Source organism: Pseudomonas sp. LBUM1661, from assembly GCF_059695925.1.
In genome coordinates, this window is the sequence record NZ_CP166794.1 from 3254864 (window position 1) to 3277929 (window position 23066).

Consider the following 23066-nt stretch of genomic DNA (forward strand, 5'->3'; position numbering starts at 1 on the left):
TCAGGGGCTCTTTTTAGTGCGGATTGGCAACCGTCAGCATCTGTCCCGGCTTCAGCGCCTGGCCGAGCCGAGGGTTCCAGCGCTTGAGGTGTTGCATTTCAACGTTGAAACGCTTGGCCACCATGTACAGCGAGTCGCCTTGCTGGACCTTGTATCGGGTCTGCGTCTTCTTGTCATTGGTTTTGCTGTTCGCCGCCACCACGGTGTTGACGCGCCCGGAACTGCGCTTGGTGGTGTCCTGCATCACCAGCACCTGGCCGGCTTTGAGATTCTTGCCGGTCATTCTGTTCCAACGCTGCAGGTCTTTGACGTCGACTTTGTTGGCCTTGGCGATACTGGCAAGGTTATCGCCGCGTTTAACCCGGTAGGCACGCTTGAGACTGGCAACTTCGGTCTTGTCCACGCCTTCGAACACGGGCTTGAGCGACTTCTTGCTGATCAGCTCCTCGGGACGCATGGTTTGCAGGCTGGTGGTCAGCAGCTGCGCCTTGGACGTTGGCACCAGCAAATGCTGGGGGCCGTCGATGGTGGTGCGCTGCTTGAAGGCCGGGTTGAGCTGGAACAACTCGTCTTCGTCGATGTTGGCCACCGCAGCCACCTTGGACAGGTCCATGCGCTGGTTGATCTCGACGACCTGGAAATACGGTTCGTTGGCGATCGGGTTCAGGTTCACGCCGTAGGCTTCCGGGGCCAATACCACTTGCGACAAGGCCAGCAGCTTCGGCACATAGGCCTGGGTTTCGGCCGGCAGCGGCAGGTTCCAGTAATCGGTCGGCAGGCCAAGCTTTTCGTTACGCTCGATGGCCCGGCTGACCGTGCCTTCACCGGCGTTGTAAGCCGCCAGGGCCAGCAGCCAGTCGCCGTTGAACATGTCGTGCAGGCGGCTCAGGTAATCCATGGCCGCGGTGGTCGAGGCGGTGATATCGCGACGGCCATCATAGAAACGGGTTTGACGCAGGTTGTAGTAACGCCCGGTGGACGGGATGAATTGCCAAAGACCCACCGCGTTGGCCCGGGAATAGGCCATCGGGTTGTAGGCGCTTTCAATCACGGGCAACAGCGCCAGTTCCAGCGGCATGTTGCGTTCTTCAAGGCGTTCGATGATGTAGTGAATGTACAGGCTGCCGCGTTCGCCGGCGTTTTCGAGGAAGGAAGGATTGCTGGCGAACCACAGGCGCTGTTGCTCGATGCGCGGGTTGACGCCCAGGCCGTCCTGCAACTGGAAGCCCTGGCGCATGCGCTCCCAGACATCCTGTGGAATTTGTGGCGTTGGTTTTTCGGTGAGCCAGATGGGTTTCTGCTTGGCGCGTGCAGCGATGTTAGGGGTGTGTGTCGCTTCGGTTTGCGGCACATGGCTGGAACAGCCCGCCAACGTGGCGGACACAGCCACCGCGATGGCTTGAGCCAAGCGGGTCAATGCGTCTGAATTGATGGCTTTACGAATAGATGACGACATTGGCTGGAAGTAAGTTCCGGGCAAAAATGTCGGGCGATTCTAGAAAGCGCACCCCCTGCGGTCAACCATTCAGAATTTTTGTACCAACGGCCAGCCTGCTTAGAACTTATCTTTCCAAGCACGAAGAGCAGCAAAAACCGCACTCGGAGCCCGGTTATGGGATCCGTTCCGTTCGTCCACTTTTTCTTTAACGGATGTTTCGCCGGTACGCAAAAACGGGTTTGTACGTTTTTCAAGGGCCAGCGTAGAGGGCAGCGTGATCATCCCGGCCTCCCGTTGTTGAGTGACTTTGGCCAGCCGTTCGACGGTGTCTTGATTGCCCGGTTCGACGGCGATGGCAAAGCGCAAATTGCTCAGGGTGTATTCATGCGCGCAGAAGACTTGCGTATCTTCGGGCAGGGCCGCCAGGCGTGTCAGCGAGGTGTGCATCTGCTCTGGGGTGCCTTCGAACAAGCGCCCGCAACCGGCGGCGAACAGGGTGTCACCGCAAAACAACAGGCCCTGATGATAAAAGGCGATGTGCCCCAAGGTATGACCAGGAATTTCGATGACGTCAAAGTCGCAACCCAGCACAGTGATGCGGTCGTTGTCCTTGAGTGCGACGTCCCGGCTCGGGATGGTTTCGCTGGCGGGGCCGTAGACCTTTGCGTCTGTCGCTTTTTTCAGCTGCTCGACGCCGCCGACATGGTCATGATGGTGATGAGTGATCAGAATATCGCTCAATACCCATTCCGGATTGGCCGCGAGCCACGCCTGCACTGGCGCGGCATCGCCCGGATCGACGACGGCGCAGCGTCGGGTGTCGGGGTCTTGTAACAACCAGATGTAGTTGTCGGTAAAGGCGGGCAGGGCACTGATCTGTATCATCGTCGGATTCGCCAAGCGGAAAACAATGGCGCATCTTAGAACTTCCTGACGCGTTGGAGAATGCAATGACCGATAAAGCGTTCGCTCAGGCTGATCCTGACTGGCTGGCGTTGATCAGCGCAGCCCGTGAATGGCTGTCCGGCCCGATCGGGCAATTTTTGCTGGATGAAGAACGCCGCATGCTCGAAGACGAGCTGGGCCGGTTCTTTGGCGGCTACCTGGTGCATTACGGGCCGTCGGCCCAGACCCCGCCGTCGGCACCGCAAGTGCAGCGCAACGTGCGACTCGGTGCGCCGTTGCCGGGGGTCGAGATTGTTTGTGAAGAGCAGGCCTGGCCGTTGAGCGAGCATGCCGCCGATGTGGTGGTGTTGCAGCACGGGCTGGATTTCTGCCTGTCGCCCCACGGTTTGCTCCGTGAGGCGGCGAGCAGCGTGCGGCCCGGCGGGCACCTGGTGATCATCGGCATCAACCCCTGGAGCACCTGGGGTTTGCGCCACGTGTTCGCCCATGATGCCTTGCGCAAGGCCCGTTGCATTTCCCCGTCTCGGGTCAGCGATTGGCTGAACCTGCTGGGCTTCGCGCTGGAGAAACGCCGCTTCGGGTGCTATCGTCCGCCGCTTGCGTCACCCGCCTGGCAAGCGCGTCTGGCCGGTTGGGAGCGCAAGGCCGGTGACTGGCAATTGTCTGGCGGCGGCTTCTATTTATTGGTGGCACGCAAGATCGTGGTGGGCCTGCGTCCGGTCCGTCAGGAACGACGCGAGCCGATGGGCAAGCTGATTCCGCTGCCGATGGCCAAGGTCAACCGTCGCAACATCGAGCCGTAATACACTTTTTATTTTCCCGGCCGGGTTTGCCCCGGCCTCGGGCATCGTCGATCGCGGATCGGCGAGCCACCGCATTTTCTGGATAGATTGGCATGAGCGATAGCGTAGAACTGTTCACCGACGGCGCCTGTAAAGGCAATCCTGGCCCAGGCGGCTGGGGCGCATTGCTGGTGTGCAAGGGTGTTGAAAAAGAACTCTGGGGCGGCGAAGCCAACACCACCAACAACCGCATGGAGCTGATGGGCGCGATCCGCGGCCTGGAAGAACTCAAGCGCTCCTGCGACGTGCTGCTGGTCACCGACTCCCAGTACGTGATGAAAGGCATCAACGAGTGGATGGACAACTGGAAGAAACGCGGCTGGAAAACCGCGGCGAAAGAGCCGGTTAAAAACGCTGATCTGTGGAAGCTGCTCGACGAGCAGGTCAACCGCCACAACGTCACCTGGAAATGGGTGCGCGGGCACATCGGTCACCACGGCAACGAACGGGCGGACCAATTGGCCAACCGTGGCGTGGATGAAGTGCGCGGTTACAAACAAGCCTGAAGACTCACCAATTACCTGTGGGAGCCGGGCTTGCCCGCGATGAACGATGACGCGGTTTTGCTGAAAGTCCGCAGCGTCTGCATCGCGGGCAAGCCCGGCTCCCACCTTGAACACGGTGTTTCTGAAAGCCCCGACGAGCGTGTTAACATCGCCGCTTTTGCACGATTGACCCGTTGAGAGCTGAGCACTGATGGCCACCAGATCCGTTGTACTCGATACCGAAACCACCGGCATGCCGGTGACCGACGGCCACCGGATTATCGAAATCGGTTGTGTCGAGTTGATCGGTCGGCGCCTGACGGGCCGGCATTTCCACGTTTACCTGCAACCGGATCGCGAAAGTGACGAAGGCGCCATCGGCGTCCACGGCATCACCAACGAATTCCTGGTGGGCAAACCGCGTTTCACCGAAGTGGCCGATGAGTTTTTCGAATTCATCAAGGGTGCACAGCTGATCATCCATAACGCGGCGTTCGACGTTGGTTTCATCAACAACGAATTCGCCCTGATGGGCCAGCACGATCGCGCGGACATCACCCGGCACTGCTCGATCCTCGACACCCTGATGATGGCCCGGGAGCGTCACCCCGGGCAGCGCAACAGCCTCGATGCCTTGTGCAAACGCTATGGCGTCGACAACTCCGGCCGTGAACTCCACGGCGCCTTGCTCGACTCCGAGATTCTCGCCGACGTTTACCTGACCATGACCGGCGGCCAGACCAGCCTGTCCCTGGCGGGTAATGCGTCCGATGGCAACGGTTCCGGTGAAGGCGCGGACAACTCGGCGACCGAAATCCGCCGCTTGCCGGCCGACCGTCAGCCGACGCGGATCATCCCCGCCAGCGAAGATGACCTGGCGCAACACGTGGCCCGTCTGGAAGCCATCGCCAAATCCGCCGGCGCCCCGTCGCTGTGGCAACAACTGGCCGAGGCCAAGGCCCAAGCCTGACACATCCCCCTGTAGCAGCTGCCGAAGGCTGCGTTCGAGGACGAAGTCCTCGCCTGCGGAGTGTCAGGAAGAACATAGGTCGCGTGTCAGCGACCGCTTCGCGCTCGAAAGCAGCCTTCGGCAGCTGCTACAGGTGGGGAAACCTGCCACATTAGGGTGCGAGGACTGACCCGCTTCGGGGCATCCCGCTCGCCACATTCGCCCGAACCCTCTACCCTGAGGTGATTGGCAGGCCACGGCCTGCCGCCTCAGGACACTGAGCCTCATGTATAAAGATTTGAAATTCCCGGTCCTGATCGTCCATCGCGACATCAAGGCCGACACCGTTGCCGGTGATCGCGTGCGTGGCATCGCCCGTGAACTGGAGCAAGAAGGCTTCAGCATCGTCTCGGCAGTGAATTACACCGAAGGGCGGCTGGTCGCGTCGACCCATCACGGCCTCTCCTGCATGTTGATTGCCTCCGAAGACGCCAGCGCCCACTCGCATTTGTTACAGAATATGGCCGAATTGATCGGGCTCGCGCGGGTCCGAGCGCCGGATTTACCGATCTTTGCCCTGGGCGAGCAAGTCACCCTGGAAAACGCGCCCGCAGACGCCATGGCTGAGCTCAATCAGCTGCGCGGCATCCTTTATCTGTTCGAAGACACCGTGCCATTCCTCGCCCGTCAGGTAGCCCGCGCCGCGCGCAAATACCTGGACGGCCTGCTGCCACCGTTTTTCAAGGCGCTGGTGCAGCACACGGCCGACTCCAATTATTCGTGGCACACGCCCGGTCATGGTGGCGGCGTGGCGTACCACAAGAGCCCCGTGGGACAGGCGTTTCATCAGTTCTTCGGCGAAAACACCCTGCGTTCGGATTTGTCGGTGTCGGTGCCTGAGCTCGGTTCGCTGCTCGATCACACCGGGCCGCTGGCAGAAGCGGAAGCCCGTGCGGCGCGCAATTTCGGCGCCGATCACACCTTTTTCGTGATCAATGGCACCTCGACCGCGAACAAAATCGTCTGGCATTCCATGGTTGCTCGCGATGACTTGGTGCTGGTGGATCGCAACTGCCACAAGTCGGTGTTGCACTCGATCATCATGACCGGCGCCATCCCGCTGTACCTGTGCCCTGAGCGCAATGAACTGGGGATTATCGGCCCGATCCCGCTGAGTGAATTCAGCCGCGAATCGATCCAGGCGAAGATCGACGCCAGCCCGCTGACCAAGGGCCGGGCGCCCAAGGTCAAGCTCGCGGTGGTGACTAATTCGACGTATGACGGCCTGTGCTACAACGCTGAGCTGATCAAGCAGCAACTGGGCAACAGCGTCGAGGTGCTGCATTTCGACGAAGCCTGGTATGCCTACGCGGCGTTCCACGAGTTCTTCGCCGGGCGTTATGGCATGGGCACGTCCCGCAGCGACTATGGCCCACTGGTGTTCAGCACCCATTCCACGCACAAACTGCTGGCGGCGTTCAGTCAGGCCTCGATGATTCATGTCCAGGACGGCGGCGCACGGCAGCTGGACCGGGATCGTTTCAACGAAGCGTTCATGATGCACATCTCCACTTCGCCGCAGTACAGCATCATCGCCTCTCTGGATGTGGCGTCGGCAATGATGGAAGGCCCGGCGGGGCGTTCGCTGTTGCAGGAAATGTTCGACGAGGCCCTGAGTTTTCGCCGGGCCCTGGCCAATCTGCGTCAGCACATCGCCGCGGACGACTGGTGGTTTTCCATTTGGCAGCCGCCGTCGGTGGAAGGCATTGATCGTGTGAATACCGAAGACTGGCTGCTGCAACCCGATGCCGACTGGCACGGCTTTGGCGGCGTGACGGACGACTATGTGCTGCTCGATCCGATCAAGGTCACCCTGGTGATGCCGGGCCTGACCGCCGGCGGTGCCTTGAGCGAGCGCGGGATTCCGGCCGCCGTTGTCAGCAAATTCCTCTGGGAGCGTGGGCTGGTGGTCGAGAAGACCGGTTTGTATTCGTTCCTGGTGCTGTTTTCCATGGGCATCACCAAAGGCAAATGGAGCACGCTGCTGACTGAATTGCTGGAGTTCAAGCGCAGCTACGACGCCAACGTCAGCCTGGCGAGTTGCCTGCCGTGCGTGGCGCAGGAGCACGTTGCGCGTTATCAAGGCATGGGCCTGCGCGATCTGTGCGATCAATTGCACGCCTGTTATCGCAGCAATGCCACGGCCAAACACCTCAAGCGCATGTACACCGTGCTGCCGGAAATCGCCATGAAGCCAGCGGACGCCTATGATCAGTTGGTGCGTGGTGAAGTTGAAGCCGTGTCGATCGATGCCCTGGAGGGGCGAATCGCCGCGGTGATGCTGGTGCCGTACCCGCCGGGAATCCCGTTGATCATGCCCGGCGAGCGTTTTACCGAATCGACCCGCTCGATCAACGATTACCTGGCGTTTGCCCGTACGTTCGACAGCAGCTTTCCAGGGTTTGTCGCCGATGTGCACGGCTTGCAACACGAAGATGAGGGCAATGGACGGCATTACACCGTCGATTGCATCAAGGAATGAGGACCTTTCCCAGTATGCAACCGGTTATGAATCCGAAATACCCAGGGCTGTCGGTGCGCGTTGCCGACGATGGCTTCGCGGCCTACATCTGGGGCAGTGACTTCAGTTTTGAAGTCGCCGCCTATGGCGCCGCCGAAATCGGCAAGCCGGTGGAGCAGTGGCCGGTCACGCCCATCACCCCTTATCGAAAGTGCTACGGCATTGATCCTGAGGAGTTCAGCAGTTTCCGCGATGCGGCCGACAGCGAGATCTTCATGGCTTATCTCGATGATGAGCCGGTGGGTCATCTGGTGGTCAGCACCAACTGGAACGGCTTTGCCCACATCGACGAGTTGGCGGTGCATGCACCGGCTCGCCGGCATGGCGTGGCCAAGGCGCTGCTGGACGTGGCGCAGTTCTGGAGCCGCAAGAAGAAGTTGCCGGGGATCATGCTCGAAACCCAGAACAACAACCTGGGCGCCTGCCGACTGTATGAGCGCTGCGGTTACGTCGTGGGCGGGGTCGATCATTTGCGTTATCGCGGCATCGACCCAAACACCGCTGAAGTGGCGCTGTTCTGGTACCGATTGTTCGATAACCCCCTGGAAAACCCGCTCAGCTCGCCAACATCGCCGCGGCTTGTTCCGTGACGATGTCCAGCAAACCCTGAACGGCCGGTGATGGCTCGCCGTTCTTCAAGGTCAACGCATAGAGGCTGATCGGCACTGCCGGCGCGAGTGGGCAGGCATCCAGTCCGGCGGATTTGGCGCCGAGCGCGGTGAAGGGGTCGACGATGGCCAGGCCTTCGCCGGCCTCGACCATGCTGCGCATCATCTGGTGAGTCTGAACCCGGGTCTGAATAACCGGGGCAGGCCGCAGGGTGTGCAATTTGTGGTCGAGCGCCGGGCTCAGCGGATCATGACCTTCCAGCCCGACCATTGACTGGCCAGCGAGGTCTTGCAGCGAGATGTACTTCTGTTTCGGTTGCAACCAGCCGTGGGGCGCCAGCAGCTGCAGTTTGCCCTGGGCAATCACCTGGCAATGAATGTCGGCATGATCGGGATCGTGCAGGCTCAGGCCCAGATCGCTTTCGCGCAGCAGCAGGCTTCTGACGATTTCGCGGGTGGGTTGGCTCAGGAGGCTGCAAGGTACGTCGGGCAAGCGACGACGTAGCGCCGCAATGCTCTGTGGCAACAGCTGTTGTGCCAGCGGCGGCGTGCAGATGATACGTAGCGGCGGAGCCTGATATTGCTTGAGGCTATTGGCCAGGCGCTGCAGCGGTTCGAGCGCGTCATAGACGTGGGCGATTTCAACCTGCAACTCCCGCGCCTCGCGCGTGGCCTGCAGGCGTCCACGCACGCTGGAAAACAGCATGAAACCCAACTGATCCTCGGCGTCGCGCAGAATGCGTTCGACCTCGGCCACCGGCAACTGCAACCATTCGGCAGCGGTGCCCAGGTGACCGGTCTGCAAGAGCGCCTGGATCACTTCGATATGACGTAAACGCATGCGTGAAGTCCATGTTCAGCAGGTGAGGGAGTCAGTGGCTGAATCCTACCCCAAGTCCGCGCATATGACTTCTGCTCATAACACTGGGTTATGAAGCGACGTTGGTTTCCGGCACACCCGTGACGTAGGTATCGGGTTCACGCACGATCGTGACGTCCGATTGAACCAGCAGGAACTGGTTGTCATCGAGCTTCTTGACGCGATCGCCAATGGCCAGCTTATAAGTGGTGACAGGCACCGAGCCGGTGAGACCGTCTGCCGACGGGATGGATTCCTGGAACTCATGCACGGAATAAACGCGGCCTTCCGCGTCTCTTGCATGGAACTGACCGACGAGTACTGCTGCCATCTGTTTAGAACCTCTGGAGATAAATCACTCAATTTGCGGCTCTGTAGACCGTGGTTGGGCGAGGTAAGTTTTCCTACAGGAAAAAAATAGTCAGGGGCGGTGATTTTAAGCCGTCCGCTGGGTGAATCGTCATCTATAACTACAAGTTCTTTCTATTCGGACAGTCGAGAAACTTCCATGAGCAACGTCTATACGATCGCAGTCTTGGTCGGCAGCTTGAGAAAGGAATCGATCAATCGCAAGGTGGCGCTGGCCCTGGCCGATCTCGCGCCTGCCAATCTTAAGCTCAGTATCGTCGAAATTGGCGATCTGCCGCTCTACAACGAAGACATTGATGGTGCTTCACCGCCGGCAGCCTACAGCACTTTTCGGCAACAGGTGAGCTCATCCGACGCGGTGCTGTTCGTGACGCCGGAATACAACCGTTCGGTGCCGGCGCCCTTGAAGAATGCGATTGACGTAGGGTCGCGTCCCTACGGCAAGAGCGCCTGGAGCGGCAAGCCCGGCGCGGTGATCAGTGTTTCACCGGGGGCGGTGGGTGGTTTTGGCGCCAACCACCATTTGCGCCAGTCCATGGTGTTCCTCGATGTGCCGTGCATGCAGCAGCCGGAGGCGTACATCAGCGGCGCCGGAACAGCGTTCGACGAAACAGGCAAATTGTCCGAATCGCTGAAGCCGTTCCTGCAAAAATTCATCGATGCCTATGGGCAATGGGTCGAGCAGCACAAGAAAGAGTGAACAACCCGGTCCCTGTAGGAGCCAAGCTTGCTCGCGAAGAGGCCATCACATCCAACATCAATGTTGACTGATACACCGCTTTCGCGAGCAAGCTCGGCTCCTACAAGGGGCCTGTGGTAAGCAATCGGCTACAGATCATCGTTTGCATTTCCGACAACCAGGCGGCGCCTTGCTCCGCCGTCGCTTGTGTGATGACGCAATAACGACGCCCGCCCCAGGCCATGATCACCCAGGCGTCGATGGTTGCTGCTGACGGTTGTGTGGGCAAGTCGCTACAGGCTGCAAAGGCTTCATGCCATTTTTGCGACAGCTCCTGGAACACCCGTCGATGATGTTTGGATTCGGCGATCTGGTGTTCAAGAGCCAGCACTTCATGGTTAAACAGTGGCTGCCCGACATCGCTGGAGTCGCAGGTCAGGCGTACCAGACGTTTGATTCGGGTTAGCCAGTCCAGGTCGTTCGCTTGTATGACGTGTTCATCCAGGCGCGCTAGCAACGCATCCAGACAATAACGGATGTAACCCGACAGCAAGGCTTCCTTGCTCGGGAAATAATCGTACAGCGTGCCAATGGCGACGCCGGCTTCCAGCGCGACCTCGCGAGTAGTCAATCCCGACCAGCCGTCGCGCTGCCAAATCCGAACAAAGGCCTCGTAAATGGCCTCGACGGTGAAAATCGCCCGCGCCTGACTCGGCCGTTTCAGCGGCTTTGCGCGGGGATTAAGGGTGGGCGCGCGGCCCCTGGAGTTTCCGAACCCGCTCTTCATCGGCTGCCACTACTCTGGTGCTACCCGCCACATCGTCATAGCAGGAGTCTGAAAGATGCAAAGCCAAGGCACGGTAACACGACTGATCACGCGCAAAAACGCCCTCGACGAAAGCCGAATCGAGCAGGAGGAACGTAGCCTGATTCCGAATCCCGGAGAGGTGATCGTCAAGATTGACCGCTGCGCATTGACCACCAACAACATTACCTACGCCGCATATGGCGACTCGATGAACTACTGGGGGTTCTTTCCTACAGGCTTGGCGGACTGGGGTCACGTCCCTGCGTGGGGCTTTGCCGATGTCGTGGCATCCGATGTTGAAGGCGTCAAGGTAGGGGAGCGCTTCTATGGGTATTTCACGATTGCCAGCCATTTATGGATGCGCCCGGAGCGGGTGACTGATCGTGGGTTCTACGATGCGGCCGAGCATCGGCAAGGCTTGACCTCGGCTTACAACCAATACACCCGTTGCAGTTGGGATTCGTACTACAGCCCCGCAACCGAGAACCTGCAGATATTACTCAAACCGCTGTTTCTGACCTCGTCGATGCTGGCGGACTTCCTGCAGGACAAGCAGTTCTTTGGCGCTACTCGACTGCTGTTCTCCAGCGCTTCAAGCAAAACCGCCTACGGCACGGCGGTGTGCCTGGACAACCATCCCGGCCTGGAGCGCGTGGCGCTGACGTCTGCGGGTAACAAGGCGTTTGTCGAAAAGCTCGGTTGTTATGAGCGAACGGTGTCGTATGCGGAGTTGGCGAGCCTGGAAAATGACCGTCCAACACTTTATGTGGATTTTTCCGGCGACCTGGATCTACGTGACCGGGTGCACCAGCACTTTGCCGGGCAACTGGTTTACAGCTGCTTTGCCGGATCGGCGCAAAGTACCGGTGAAGCTCGGCTGACAGCGATCGAGGGGCCTCAACCGGTGTTCTTTTTCGCGCCGATACAGATCCGCAAGCGCAATACCGACTGGGGGCCGGAAGGGGTCAGTCAGCATATTGGCGAAGGTTTGCAGCAGTTTTATCGACAGGTGACTTCGGTAGAAAACCCGTTGCTGGAAGTGGTTGAGAGCAAGGGTTATGAAGCGGCGCAGAGCGTCATTTCCCGGTTGTTTCATGGCAAGGTCGCCCCGGTGGAAGGCCATGTAATCCGTTTATAAACCCACCGAAGACCTCTGTAGCAGCTGCCGAGCCTGCGAGGCTGCGTTCGGCGGCGCAGCCGTCGCGAGTTCAGGCACCTCGGTGTGTCAGTAAACCAAGCGTGCAGGATTCACGACGGCTTCGCCGCCGAACGCAGGCTTCGCCAGCTGCTACATCAGGCGCGGTGTCTGCGAGACTTTCCTTTACTGTATATTCGAAATTCCATATATTTACGCCTCGTTTGTCCAGAGGCGTATTCCCTCATGTCCGATCCCCGTAGCCCCGTCGATATTTTCAAGGCCCTGGCCGATGACACGCGCAGTCGTATCGCGCTGCTGATCGCCCGTGAAGGCGAGTTGTGCGTGTGTGAGCTGACCGCCGGGCTGGACCTCAGCCAACCGAAGATCTCGCGTCATCTGGCGCAATTACGCAGCAACGGGTTGCTGGCGGATCGTCGTCAGGGTCAGTGGGTTTTTTATCGCCTGCACCCACAACTATCACCTTGGGTCATCACCCTGTTGCAGGGCGCGCTGGCGGCCAACGTTGAATGGCTCGCCGCCGATGTCGCGCGTTTGCAAGCGATGGCTGACCGGCCGGTTCGCTGCTGCTGATTTTTCTCCACTCTTTAAAGGCTGCCCCGGATGCTTGTAGCGTCGTTGATTTTCCTCCTGACCATCACCTTGGTGATCTGGCAACCCAAAGGCCTCGGCGTGGGCTGGAGCGCGGTGCTCGGCGCGGTGTTGGCGCTGATCTTCGGTGTCGTGCACCTGACGGACATTCCGCTGGTGTGGCAGATCATCTGGAATGCGACCGGTACCTTTGTCGCGCTGATCATCATCAGTCTGTTGCTGGACGAGGCGGGTTTTTTTGCCTGGGCGGCGCTGCATGTGGCGCGCTGGGGGCGGGGCAGCGGACGCAAGCTGTTTGCTTATATGGTGCTGCTCGGTGCGCTGGTCTCGGCGTTGTTCGCTAACGATGGGGCGGCGCTGATTCTCACGCCTATCGTGATTTCCATGCTGCTGGCGTTGCGCTTTTCCCCGGCCGCGACCCTGGCATTCGTGATGGGTGCCGGTTTCATTGCCGACACGGCGAGCCTGCCGCTGGTGGTGTCGAACCTGGTGAACATCGTTTCCGCAGACTTCTTCAACATCGGTTTCAACCGTTACGCGGCGGTGATGGTCCCGGTCAACCTGGTCAGCGTCGCGGCCACCCTGGCCGTGCTGATGTGGTTCTTCCGGCGTGACATCCCCAAGGCTTACGACCCCGAACAACTCGAGCACCCGGAAACCGCGATCCACGACAAAGCCACGTTCTATGCCGGTTGGGCGGTGCTGGTGATTCTGTTGCTCGGCTGCTTTGCCCTGGAACCATTGGGCATTCCGATCAGCGCGATCTCGGCGGTGTGCGCCGCGTTACTGTTGGCTATCGCCGCACGCGGGCACAAGATTTCCACGCGCAAGGTGATCAAAGAAGCACCGTGGCACATCGTGATTTTCTCGCTGGGCATGTACCTGGTGGTCTACGGCCTGCGCAACGCCGGACTCACTGGGTATGTGGCCGGTTGGCTGGACGGTTTTGCCGGTTACGGCATCTGGGGCGCGGCCATGGGCACGGGCGTGCTGACGGCGTTGCTGTCGTCGATCATGAATAATTTGCCAACGGTGTTGATCGGTTTGCTGTCGATCGATGCCAGCCAGGCCACGGGTGTGGTGAAGGAAGCGATGATCTACGCCAACGTCATCGGCAGCGATTTGGGGCCGAAAATCACCCCGATTGGTAGCTTGGCGACGTTGCTGTGGTTGCATGTGCTGGAGCGCAAAAGCATTCGGATTGGCTGGGGGTATTACTTCAAGGTCGGGATTGTGTTGACGGTGCCGGTGCTGTTGGTGACTTTGGCGGCGCTGGCGGTGCGGTTGTCCATTTAGATCGCGTCGGCCCCATCGCGAGCAGGCTCGCTCCCACAGGGGAATGTATTTCAAATGTGGGAGCGAGCCTGCTCGCGATGGGGCCAGTCCAGGCACCACAAAACCTCAACCGTTACCCGGCACATTCGGCCAAAGATCCGCCACCAGAAACAACCGCTCCGCTTCCTCCCAATCGCCATCGGCATTTTCGGTCAGTCGCACCAGCAATTGCGCCGGCGCCAGCGGTTCCAGATCGCGCAGCCAGGCACTCAATTGCTCTACGCTCCAGGTCTGTTCGGCCGAATAGTGCGCCGGCGCCAGCCAGGCGTGGCGGGGCAGGGGCTGCCAGCGCCCGAAAGGTCGCTGCACCACAAACGCCGCCCAGTCTTTCTGATGCAGCCAACTGCCGCGCAAGTGCTGCGGATGCGCGCCGTTCGGTGGCCCGGCCGGTCCCGGCCACGGATAGAGTAAATAGCCGCCCAGCCACAGATGGGCGCTGAACTGCTGGATATCCAGCGACGCCAGCACTTCGCGACTCTCCGGGCGCGCGGAAATCGGCAGTTGATGTTGCGCGAGGTGCGCCAGTTTGCGATCCAGCCGGTCATGGCAGCCGGGGCCGAGCCATTGCGCGGTGTCGTGGCCATCGCCGTTTTGTGGCCCGAGGTAAAGCTTGATCGCCAGTTCCAGGTGATGCACGCCGTCGCGGTCACGCAGCAGCATGTCCAGTTCGCCCAGCGTGTGACCTTCACGGCGAATCGGCATGTTGGCGGCAATCAGGTCGATGCCAGGCGCGTGGCGCACGGCATATTGCCATAGCCGTTCATAGTACAAACCCAGGCGCCGCGTCCTGGCCTGAGCCAGCCAGTGCAGCAAGTCATAACTGTCGCGGTCGAGCAGCCGAAGCCATTGTTCCAGCCGCTCCGGTGCCTGCACCCAGTCACTGCCGGCCAACGGATGACGCTGCGGCCACGGGGTTTCGCCAAGCATCGGCGGTGCGAGGATCACCCACGCCAGGTCACGCACTTCGGGATGGCGTAACTGGTGGGGCAACTGCAGCAAATCTGGAAATAGGATCATCTTGCGAGCATAGCCTCAATCGTGAGTACACCGTTGTGGCTGAAAGGATTTTGTCTATCCCGCGCTTTCGCCCATAATCGTGTTTTTCGCCGCCGCGCAGGAACCCCATGGAGCAATTTCGTAATATCGGCATCATCGGTCGCCTGGGCAGTTCCCAGGTGCTGGATACCGTCCGCCGACTGAAACGGTTTCTGCTCGATCGTCACCTGCATGTGATCCTCGAAGACACCATCGCCGAAGTGCTGCCGGGCCATGGCCTGCAAACCTCGTCGCGCAAGATGCTCGGTGAAGTGTGTGACATGGTGATTGTGGTCGGTGGTGACGGCAGCCTGTTGGGCGCCGCTCGCGCGCTGGCTCGCCATAACATTCCGGTGCTCGGCATCAACCGTGGCAGCCTGGGCTTCCTGACCGATATCCGCCCGGATGAACTGGAAGTCAAAGTCGCCGAAGTGCTCGACGGCCACTATCTGGTTGAAAACCGCTTCCTGCTGCAAGCCGAAGTCCGCCGCCATGCCGAGGCCATTGGCCAGGGCGATGCGTTGAACGACGTGGTGCTGCACCCCGGCAAATCGACCCGGATGATCGAATTCGAGCTGTACATCGACGGCCAGTTCGTCTGCAGCCAGAAGGCCGACGGCCTGATCGTCGCCACGCCCACCGGTTCGACGGCGTACGCGCTGTCGGCGGGCGGACCGATCATGCATCCCAAGCTCGACGCTATTGTGATTGTGCCGATGTACCCCCATACCTTGTCGGGTAGGCCGATTGTGGTCGATGGCAACAGTGAGCTGAAAATCGTCGTGTCCAAAGATATGCAGATTTACCCGCAAGTCTCCTGTGACGGGCAGAACCACTTCACCTGCGCGCCCGGTGACACCATCACCATCAGCAAGAAGGCGCAAAAACTGCGGCTGATTCACCCCCTCGACCACAACTATTATGAGGTCTGCCGGACCAAGCTCGGCTGGGGCAGTCGGTTGGGTGGTGGAGGCGACTGATGCTCGATCCCGCGCGTAGCTATGACCTGATCGGTGACGTGCACGGTTGCGCTCTGACCCTTGAACACCTGCTCGACCGGCTCGGTTATCACAAACAACGTGGCGTCTGGCGGCATCCGTCGCGCATGGCGGTGTTTGTCGGCGATATCATCGACCGCGGTCCGCGGATTCGCGAAGCGCTGCACATCGTCCACGACATGGTCGAGGCCGGCCAGGCGCTGTGCATCATGGGCAACCATGAATTCAACGCCCTGGGCTGGAGCACCCCGGCGCCGCCGGGCAGCGGCAAGCAGTTCGTGCGTGAACATACGCCGCGCCACGCTCGCCTGCTGGGGGAAACCCTGACCCAATTTGAAGATCATCCGGGCGACTGGCATGACTTTCAGCAATGGTTCTATGAATTGCCCTTGTTTGTGGATGCCGGACGCTTCCGGGTGGTGCACGCCTGTTGGGATTCCGGCCTGATCGAACCGCTGCGCGCGTTGTTCCCCGATGGCTGCGCCGATGAACACTTCCTCCAGGCCTCGGCGGTGCCGGGCAGTTTCGCCTGCACCGTGTTCGATCGCCTGCTGCGCGGTACCGACATGCGCTTGCCCCATGGCTTGACCATGACCAGCGGCGATGGCCTGACGCGGTCGTTCTTCCGCACCAAGTTCTGGGAAGACGACCCGCAAACCTACGGAGACATTGTGTTCCAACCTGACGCGTTGCCTGATCCAGTGGCCCGTACGCCGCTGTCGTCCACCGAAAAAAATACGCTGCTGCGCTATGGCGTCGATGAGCCGTTGTTGTTCGTTGGCCACTACTGGCGCAGCGGCAAACCGGCCCCGATCCGTCCGAACCTGGCCTGCCTGGATTACAGCGCGGTGCTCTACGGCAAACTGGTCGCCTATCGTCTGGATCAGGAAACCCGTCTCGATCCGCATAAATTCGTCTGGGTCGATGTCGAGCGGCCGGAGGTGCTGCAATGAGTACCGTAGCGGTATTGCGCCTGCCATTGGCGGTGGACTTGAGCGGGTTCGTCAAACTGCTGCAACGCATGCAGGTGCCGCATCGGGTCAGCGAAGAGTCGGGCGAACAAGTGCTCTGGGTGCCGGCCGATATCAGCGAAGACGTCCGTTCGTTGTACGAGCGCTTTCCGGCTGGCGATCCCGATCAGCAACTGGACATTCCGGTGGCGCAAACCCAGCGCCGCCCAGGATTTGTCGAGCAGTTGCGCTACGCCAAGGCGACCGCACTGGTGCTGTTGCTCAGCGTGATTGTCGGCGCGGTGACGCTGCTGGGCGATAACCTCGACACGATGCGCTGGCTGACCTTCCTCGATTTCCGCGTTGTCGGCGAGTACATCCACTTCGTGCCGTTGGCCGACAGCCTGGCGGCGGGGCAGTGGTGGCGCCTGGTAACGCCGATGCTGATTCACTTCGGCATCCTGCACCTGGCCATGAACGGCATGTGGTACTGGGAACTGGGACGGCGCATCGAGTCGCGTCAGGGCAGCATCAACCTGGTGGGCCTGACCTTGCTGTTCGCCCTGGTGTCCAATTACGCCCAGTATTATTTCAGCGGCCCGACCTTGTTCGGCGGGTTATCCGGCGTGCTGTATGGCTTGCTCGGGCATTGCTGGATCTTCCAGGTATTGTCGCCGAACCCGGCTTATCGCTTGCCGCGCGGCGTGCTGGTGATGATGCTGGTGTGGCTGCTGCTGTGCCTGTCCGGGCTGGTCTCGATGATCGGCTTCGGTGAAATTGCCAACGCCGCCCACGTCGGCGGGTTGCTCGTCGGATGCTTGACCGGCTTGTTGGGCGGTTTGTACAACCGCCGTAAACTGGCCGTCTAAACAGTTACGTCAATCAAAGAGCGCGGAGCCCTTGATGTCCTCTTTTAACGAAATGATCCAAAACATCACCCCCGATATCTACCAGAGCCTGAAATTGGCGGTGGAAATCGGTAAATGGTCCGACGGTGGCAAACTCACCGCCGAACAACGCGAACTGTCGCTGCAAGCGATGATCGCCTGGGAAATCCAGAACCTGCCCGAAGAAGAGCGCACCGGTTACATGGGCCCGCAGGAATGCAGTTCGAAGTCGATCAGCGTACCGAATATTCTGTTCAAGTCGGATGCCGTCCATTGATTGAGATTGGCCGCGGTGCAATCAGCAAAATGTCGGCGCGCCTTGACGGGCCGAATGTGCAGTACGCGTTTCGCCTGGGCGACACCGAGGTACCGGTCAATCCGTTGATCGGCAGCACGGTGCGTCTGGAATACCTGGGGGCGATCTTTTGCTCCCATTGCGGGCGCAAGACCAAAACCAGTTTCAGCCAGGGTTATTGCTACCCGTGCATGACCAAACTGGCCCAGTGCGACCTCTGCATCATGAGCCCGGAGCGTTGTCACTACGACGCCGGCACCTGCCGTGAACCGGAGTGGGGCGAGAAGTTCTGCATGACCGATCACATTGTGTACCTGTCCAACTCGTCAGGGGTGAAGGTCGGGATTACCCGCGCTACCCAGCTGCCGACCCGCTGGATCGATCAAGGCGCCCGTCAGGCCTTGCCGATCATGCGCGTCTCGACCCGTCAGCAATCGGGTTTCGTCGAAGACCTGTTCCGTAGCCAGGTGGCCGACAAGACCAACTGGCGTGCGTTGCTCAAGGGCGAGGCGATTTCGGTGGATCTGGCACAGGTTCGCGATCAGTTGTTTGAAAGTTGCGCAGAAGGTTTGCAAGGTTTGCAGGAACGATTCGGCCTACAGGCGATCCAGACCATTGCCGATGTCGAACCGCTTGAAATCCGCTATCCGGTCGAGCAGTACCCGGCCAAGATTGTCAGCTTCAACCTGGACAAGAACCCGATTGCCGAAGGCACGCTGTTGGGGATCAAGGGCCAATACCTGATTTTTGACACTGGCGTGATCAATATTCGTAAATACACGGCCTATCAGCTCGCCGTGCATCAGTAGAAGGATTCCAGCATGCGCACCGAACAACCGAAGATGATCTATTTGAAAGACTATCAGGCGCCTGAATACCTGATCGATGAGACGCACCTGACCTTCGAGTTGTTCGAGGACCACAGCCTGGTCCATGCGCAACTGGTGATGCGCCGCAATCCTGAGCGTGGCCCGGGCCTGCCGCCGCTGGTGCTGGACGGCCAGCAACTCGACCTGCTGTCGGTGACGCTGGCCGACCGCGAACTGAGCGACGCTGACTATCAGCTGACCGAGAATCACCTGACCCTGCACCCGACCAGCGCCAGCTTCACGGTCGACACCAGCGTCCGGATTCACCCGGAAACCAACACCGCGCTGGAAGGCCTGTACAAGTCCGGCACGATGTTCTGCACCCAGTGCGAAGCCGAAGGCTTCCGCAAGATCACTTATTACCTCGACCGCCCGGACGTGATGAGCACGTTCACCACCACCGTGGTCGCCGAGCAGCACAGCTACCCGGTGCTGCTGTCCAACGGCAACCCGATTGCCTCGGGTCCGGGCGAAGACGGCCGGCACTGGGCGACCTGGGAAGACCCGTTCAAGAAACCGGCGTACCTGTTTGCGCTGGTGGCCGGTGACTTGTGGTGTGTCGAAGACACCTTCACCACCATGACCGAGCGCTCCGTGGCGCTGCGCATCTACGTCGAGCCGGAAAACATCGACAAGTGCCAGCACGCCATGAACAGCCTGAAGAAGTCCATGCGCTGGGACGAAGAGGTCTACGGTCGCGAGTACGATCTGGACATCTTCATGATCGTCGCGGTCAACGATTTCAACATGGGCGCCATGGAGAACAAGGGCCTCAACATCTTCAACTCCAGCGCCGTGCTGGCCCGCGCCGAAACCGCGACCGACGCCGCTCACCAGCGCGTCGAAGCGATCGTGGCCCACGAATACTTCCACAACTGGTCGGGCAACCGCGTGACCTGCCGCGACTGGTTCCAGCTGTCGCTGAAGGAAGGCTTCACCGTGTTCCGTGATTCGGGCTTCTCCGCCGACATGAACTCGGCCACGGTCAAGCGCATCCAGGACGTGGCTTACCTGCGGACCCACCAGTTCGCCGAAGACGCCGGCCCGATGGCTCACGCCGTGCGCCCGGACAGCTTCATCGAGATCTCCAACTTCTACACCCTGACCGTGTACGAAAAGGGTTCGGAAGTGGTCGGCATGATCCACACCTTGCTCGGGGCCGAAGGTTTCCGCAAAGGCAGCGACCTGTACTTCGAACGCCATGACGGCCAGGCTGTGACCTGCGACGACTTCATCAAGGCGATGGAAGATGCCAACGGCGTCGACCTGACCCAGTTCAAACGCTGGTACAGCCAGGCCGGTACACCGCGATTGGCAGTGAGCGAGTCTTACGACGCCGCAGCGAAAACCTATAGCCTGACCTTCCGCCAGAGCTGCCCGGCCACCCCGGACAAGGTTGAAAAACGGCCGTTCGTGATTCCGGTCGAACTGGGCCTGCTGGACAGCAAGGGCGGTGAAATTGCCCTGCGTCTTGATGGCGAAGCCGCCGCTGGCGCTGCTTCCCGCGTTATATCGGTGACCGAAGCCGAGCAGACCTTCACCTTCCTCGACATCGCTGAAAAGCCGCTGCCGTCGTTGCTGCGTGGCTTCTCGGCACCGGTCAAACTGAGCTTCCCGTACGACCGCGACCAGTTGATGTTCCTGATGCAGCACGACAGCGACGGCTTCAACCGCTGGGATGCAGGTCAGCAACTGTCGGTGCAGGTGCTGCAAGAACTGATTGCCCAGCAGCAGAAGGGCGAGACGCTGGTGCTGGATCAGCGTCTGGTGTCGGCGTTGCGCACGGTACTGGCCGACGAGACGCTCGATCAGGCTATGGTCGCGGAAATGCTTTCGCTGCCGGGCGAGGCGTATCTGACCGAAATCAGCGAAGTGGCTGATGTCGATGCCATCCACATTGCTCGCGAGTTCGCTCGCAAGCAGTTGGCCGATGGTTTGTTCGAGGCGCTGTGGCTGCGTTACCAGGCTAACCGCGACCTGTCGAAGAAAACGCCCTATGTCGCCGAGGCGGAGTACTTCGCCCGCCGTGCGTTGCAGAACATTGCGCTTTCTTACCTGATGCTGAGTGGCAAGCCGGAAGTGTTGGCCGCGACCCTTGAGCAATTTGAAACCAGCGACAACATGACTGAACGCCTGACGGCGTTGGCGGTGTTGGTCAATTCGTCGTTTGAAGACGAAAAAGCCAAGGCCCTGGCCAGCTTTGCCGAGCACTTCAGCGACAACCCGTTGGTCATGGATCAGTGGTTCAGTGTCCAGGCGGGCAGTGTCTTGCCGGGTGGCCTGGATCGCGTGAAGGCGTTAATGGCGCATCCGGCGTTCAACATCAAGAACCCGAACAAGGTGCGGGCACTGATCGGCGCGTTTGCCGGGCAGAACCTGATCAACTTCCACGCGGCGGATGGTTCCGGGTATCGCTTCCTGGCGGACCTGGTGATCGAGCTGAACGGGTTTAACCCGCAGATCGCTTCTCGCCAACTGGCGCCGCTGACTCGCTGGCGCAAATACGACGATGCTCGTCAGGCGTTGATGAAAGGCGAGCTGGAACGGATTCGCGCTTCGGGTCAATTGTCCAGCGATGTGTTTGAAGTGGTTAGCAAAAGCCTGGCCTGAGTTTGGCTCGCTCCTGCAGGATTCACCCGAACCCTGTAGGAGCTGGCTTGCCAGCGAAGACGGCCTGATAGCAGATCGTCTCTTGCAGATGTACCTAGTCGAAATGTGGGAGCTGGCCTGCCAGCGATGGCGGCCTAATGGCGGCCTAGTAGCCGACCATTTTCTTTTGGGTGTACATATCCATTCCTGCTGTAACGGCTTTATGGTTTCGCTCTTACAGCGAGTCACTTTTCCAAACGCCGAAAAGTAACCAAAAGGCTTTGCCCCTCCATTCGGTGCCTCGCTAAGGCTCGGCATGCCCTCACTCCGGCATTGCTCCGGGGGCCCGCCGCCATCGGCCATCCCTGGCCGGGGGCGGCTACCGCGGCATCCTTGCCGCGGTGCCCCCTGCGCAACGCCTGCGTTCGGCCTCTGGGAAAGGGGCAACAGATCAAGATCAAGTTCAAAAGCCACAGCCACAGCCACAGCCACGGCAACGGCAACGGCAATGGCAAGATCAACAGCTTCGCGAGCAGGCTCGCTCCCACATTTGGATGGGGGACACCTGCAAGAAATTGGTCGGCTACCAGGCCGCCATCGCAGGCAAGCTGAACTGGCCTAATGATTTTGGACACCTCAATCGGGCGCTATGATGGCGCCCAAATCTGAGGTGTTTGGATATGCGTAAATCTTATTCCAATGAGTTCAAACTCAAGGCTGCCAGCATGGTGCTGGACGAGGGGCAGTCCGTTCCCGAGGTCTGCACCAGTTTGGATATTGGCCCTACGGCCTTGCGCCGCTGGGTCGATCAGGTTCGTAAGGAACGCTTGGGTTCGACTCCGGTGGGAGCCAAGGCGATTACCGCGGATCAGCGAGAGATCCAGGAACTTAAAGCCTTGCTCAGGCAAAGAGACCGGGATATCGAAATCCTAAAAAAGGCCAGTGCTCTCCTGCTTTTGGACGCCAAAGATCACTCTCGTTGATCTGTGAGCTGGGCGAGCAGTACGGCGTTAACGATTGCTGTCGTGTCTTCGGAATAAACCGCAGTAGCTTTTACGCATGGCGTCAGCGCCAAGGCAAAGTGAGTCCTAAGCGAGAGAGGCTCAAGGCCATGCTGCTCAAACACCACAGGGCGTCGAGAGAGTCTGCGGGTGCTCGTACCTTGGCTAAACAGCTGCAAGCCGGCGGGTATGATGTCGGGCGATTCATGGCTCGCAGCCTGATGCGAGAAGCAGGCATTGTCAGCCGTCAACGCCGGCGCCATAAGTACAAGTCACCCGGCGTGGAAGCTTTGGTGGCACCGCATATGCTCAAACGCAAGTTTGATGTTACGGCGGTCAATCAGGTGTGGTGTGGGGACGTGACGTACATCAAAGTCGGCAAGCGCTGGCTGTATTTCGCGGCAGTTCTGGACTTGTTCGCTCGCCGGATCGTGGGCTGGTCATTTTCGATGATCTCCGATGCCACGCTGACCTGCGAAGCCCTGCGGATGGCGATTGAACTACGCGGTCGCCCAAAAGACGTACTGTTTCACTCCGACCAGGGTTGCCAGTACACCAGCCATAAATTTAGAAATGAACTGCTGGAACATGGACTCCGGCAGAGCATGAGCCGTAAAGGCGAATGCTGGGACAACGCTCCGATGGAGCGTTTCTTTGGAAGTTTGAAATCAGAGTGGGTGCCAGAAGCAGGCTACGGATCGGAACATGAGGCCCGAGCGGATGTGCAGCGCTATGTATCGCGCTACAACATCACCAGGCCGCATAGCTACAACGACTATCGGTCACCAGTCGCCAGGGAGAAGTTGGCGGCGTGAAACCTTAATCGGTGTCCAAGA

The 23066-nt window shown here is 59.8% G+C and carries 24 protein-coding genes; 18 read left to right on the top strand and 6 right to left on the bottom strand.

From position 1 onward, the window contains the following. Positions 1-13: 13 nt before the first annotated feature. Both ACA057_RS14950 and gloB read right to left on the bottom strand, forming a co-directional pair. Positions 14-1456 (bottom strand): transglycosylase SLT domain-containing protein, encoded by a 1443-nt coding sequence (locus tag ACA057_RS14950; RefSeq protein ID WP_497349575.1) that lies wholly within the window; start codon positions 1454-1456, stop codon positions 14-16. A 99-nt stretch (positions 1457-1555) separates the two neighbouring features. Beyond that, positions 1556-2323, bottom strand: a complete 768-nt coding sequence (gene gloB / locus ACA057_RS14955; RefSeq protein ID WP_497349577.1) for a hydroxyacylglutathione hydrolase — start codon at positions 2321-2323, stop codon at positions 1556-1558. A 65-nt stretch (positions 2324-2388) separates the two neighbouring features. On the opposite strand from gloB, the gene ACA057_RS14960 reads away from it, so the two are divergent. From ACA057_RS14960 to ACA057_RS14985, 6 genes are all read left to right on the top strand, one after another. Beyond that, on the top strand, positions 2389-3147 hold the full coding sequence (locus tag ACA057_RS14960) for a class I SAM-dependent methyltransferase (RefSeq protein ID WP_401351698.1): 759 nt from the start codon (positions 2389-2391) through the stop codon (positions 3145-3147). 92 nt (positions 3148-3239) lie between these two features. Beyond that, the gene (rnhA, locus tag ACA057_RS14965) at positions 3240-3692 is read left to right on the top strand and encodes a ribonuclease HI (protein WP_008028618.1); all 453 of its coding nucleotides are present in this window, start codon (positions 3240-3242) and stop codon (positions 3690-3692) included. A gap of 30 nt (positions 3693-3722) precedes the next feature. Continuing rightward, positions 3723-3869 (top strand): hypothetical protein, encoded by a 147-nt coding sequence (locus ACA057_RS14970; protein WP_497349579.1) that lies wholly within the window; start codon positions 3723-3725, stop codon positions 3867-3869. Positions 3870-3882: 13 nt separating this feature from the next. Continuing rightward, a complete protein-coding gene (gene dnaQ, locus ACA057_RS14975) occupies positions 3883-4641 on the top strand; it encodes a DNA polymerase III subunit epsilon (RefSeq protein ID WP_497349581.1) in 759 nt (252 codons plus the stop codon). Between the two features lie 265 nt (positions 4642-4906). Then, complete coding sequence (locus ACA057_RS14980; RefSeq protein ID WP_497349583.1) at positions 4907-7162, top strand: Orn/Lys/Arg family decarboxylase; 2256 nt, start codon at positions 4907-4909, stop codon at positions 7160-7162. A gap of 14 nt (positions 7163-7176) precedes the next feature. Beyond that, complete coding sequence (locus ACA057_RS14985) at positions 7177-7791, top strand: GNAT family N-acetyltransferase (RefSeq protein ID WP_497349585.1); 615 nt, start codon at positions 7177-7179, stop codon at positions 7789-7791. On the opposite strand, the gene ACA057_RS14990 is transcribed toward ACA057_RS14985, so the two are convergent. Together ACA057_RS14990 and ACA057_RS14995 are read right to left on the bottom strand one after the other, a co-directional pair. Further along, positions 7757-8650, bottom strand: coding sequence for a LysR substrate-binding domain-containing protein (locus ACA057_RS14990; protein ID WP_497349587.1), 894 nt, complete (start codon positions 8648-8650; stop codon positions 7757-7759). The genes ACA057_RS14985 and ACA057_RS14990 overlap by 35 nt on opposite strands. Positions 8651-8738: 88 nt before the next feature. Then, positions 8739-8999, bottom strand: coding sequence for a hypothetical protein (locus tag ACA057_RS14995; RefSeq protein WP_497349589.1), 261 nt, complete (start codon positions 8997-8999; stop codon positions 8739-8741). 177 nt (positions 9000-9176) lie between these two features. Here ACA057_RS14995 and ACA057_RS15000 point away from each other — a divergent pair, with 177 nt between their 5' ends. Beyond that, complete coding sequence (locus ACA057_RS15000; RefSeq protein ID WP_497349591.1) at positions 9177-9737, top strand: NADPH-dependent FMN reductase; 561 nt, start codon at positions 9177-9179, stop codon at positions 9735-9737. A 100-nt stretch (positions 9738-9837) separates the two neighbouring features. Here ACA057_RS15000 and ACA057_RS15005 read toward each other — a convergent pair whose 3' ends face one another. Next, on the bottom strand, positions 9838-10503 hold the full coding sequence (locus tag ACA057_RS15005) for a TetR/AcrR family transcriptional regulator (RefSeq protein ID WP_497349593.1): 666 nt from the start codon (positions 10501-10503) through the stop codon (positions 9838-9840). 55 nt (positions 10504-10558) lie between these two features. Between ACA057_RS15005 and ACA057_RS15010 the strand changes: the two genes are divergently transcribed. From ACA057_RS15010 to ACA057_RS15020, 3 genes are all read left to right on the top strand, one after another. Further along, the gene (locus ACA057_RS15010; RefSeq protein WP_497349595.1) at positions 10559-11662 is read left to right on the top strand and encodes a DUF2855 family protein; all 1104 of its coding nucleotides are present in this window, start codon (positions 10559-10561) and stop codon (positions 11660-11662) included. 243 nt (positions 11663-11905) lie between these two features. Further along, positions 11906-12253: a metalloregulator ArsR/SmtB family transcription factor gene (locus tag ACA057_RS15015; RefSeq protein WP_497349597.1), complete on the top strand. Its 348-nt coding sequence runs from the start codon at positions 11906-11908 to the stop codon at positions 12251-12253. Positions 12254-12283: 30 nt separating this feature from the next. Beyond that, positions 12284-13567, top strand: coding sequence for an arsenic transporter (locus tag ACA057_RS15020; protein ID WP_497349599.1), 1284 nt, complete (start codon positions 12284-12286; stop codon positions 13565-13567). Between the two features lie 105 nt (positions 13568-13672). On the opposite strand, the gene ACA057_RS15025 is transcribed toward ACA057_RS15020, so the two are convergent. Then, positions 13673-14623 (bottom strand): DUF1853 family protein, encoded by a 951-nt coding sequence (locus ACA057_RS15025; protein ID WP_497349600.1) that lies wholly within the window; start codon positions 14621-14623, stop codon positions 13673-13675. 107 nt (positions 14624-14730) lie between these two features. Between ACA057_RS15025 and ACA057_RS15030 the strand changes: the two genes are divergently transcribed. From ACA057_RS15030 to ACA057_RS15065, 8 genes are all read left to right on the top strand, one after another. Further along, on the top strand, positions 14731-15621 hold the full coding sequence (locus tag ACA057_RS15030; RefSeq protein ID WP_010459816.1) for an NAD(+) kinase: 891 nt from the start codon (positions 14731-14733) through the stop codon (positions 15619-15621). Next, positions 15618-16592 (top strand): metallophosphoesterase, encoded by a 975-nt coding sequence (locus ACA057_RS15035; RefSeq protein ID WP_497349906.1) that lies wholly within the window; start codon positions 15618-15620, stop codon positions 16590-16592. Before ACA057_RS15030 ends, ACA057_RS15035 begins: the two co-directional genes overlap by 4 nt. Beyond that, entirely contained in the window at positions 16589-17458 is an 870-nt protein-coding gene (locus ACA057_RS15040) for a rhomboid family intramembrane serine protease (RefSeq protein ID WP_497349602.1), read from the top strand. Before ACA057_RS15035 ends, ACA057_RS15040 begins: the two co-directional genes overlap by 4 nt. A gap of 34 nt (positions 17459-17492) precedes the next feature. Beyond that, positions 17493-17753: a YeaC family protein gene (locus tag ACA057_RS15045; RefSeq protein WP_090183249.1), complete on the top strand. Its 261-nt coding sequence runs from the start codon at positions 17493-17495 to the stop codon at positions 17751-17753. Continuing rightward, entirely contained in the window at positions 17750-18580 is an 831-nt protein-coding gene (locus tag ACA057_RS15050) for a DUF2797 domain-containing protein (protein WP_401351940.1), read from the top strand. Before ACA057_RS15045 ends, ACA057_RS15050 begins: the two co-directional genes overlap by 4 nt. Before the next feature lie 12 nt (positions 18581-18592). Beyond that, a complete protein-coding gene (gene pepN / locus ACA057_RS15055) occupies positions 18593-21250 on the top strand; it encodes an aminopeptidase N (protein WP_497349604.1) in 2658 nt (885 codons plus the stop codon). A gap of 659 nt (positions 21251-21909) precedes the next feature. Further along, positions 21910-22212 carry a transposase gene (locus ACA057_RS15060; protein WP_497342247.1) on the top strand — a complete coding sequence of 101 codons (303 nt, stop codon included), beginning with the start codon at positions 21910-21912 and terminating at the stop codon, positions 22210-22212. Then, on the top strand, positions 22209-23045 hold the full coding sequence (locus ACA057_RS15065; RefSeq protein WP_497342245.1) for an IS3 family transposase: 837 nt from the start codon (positions 22209-22211) through the stop codon (positions 23043-23045). Before ACA057_RS15060 ends, ACA057_RS15065 begins: the two co-directional genes overlap by 4 nt. Positions 23046-23066: the final 21 nt, after the last annotated feature.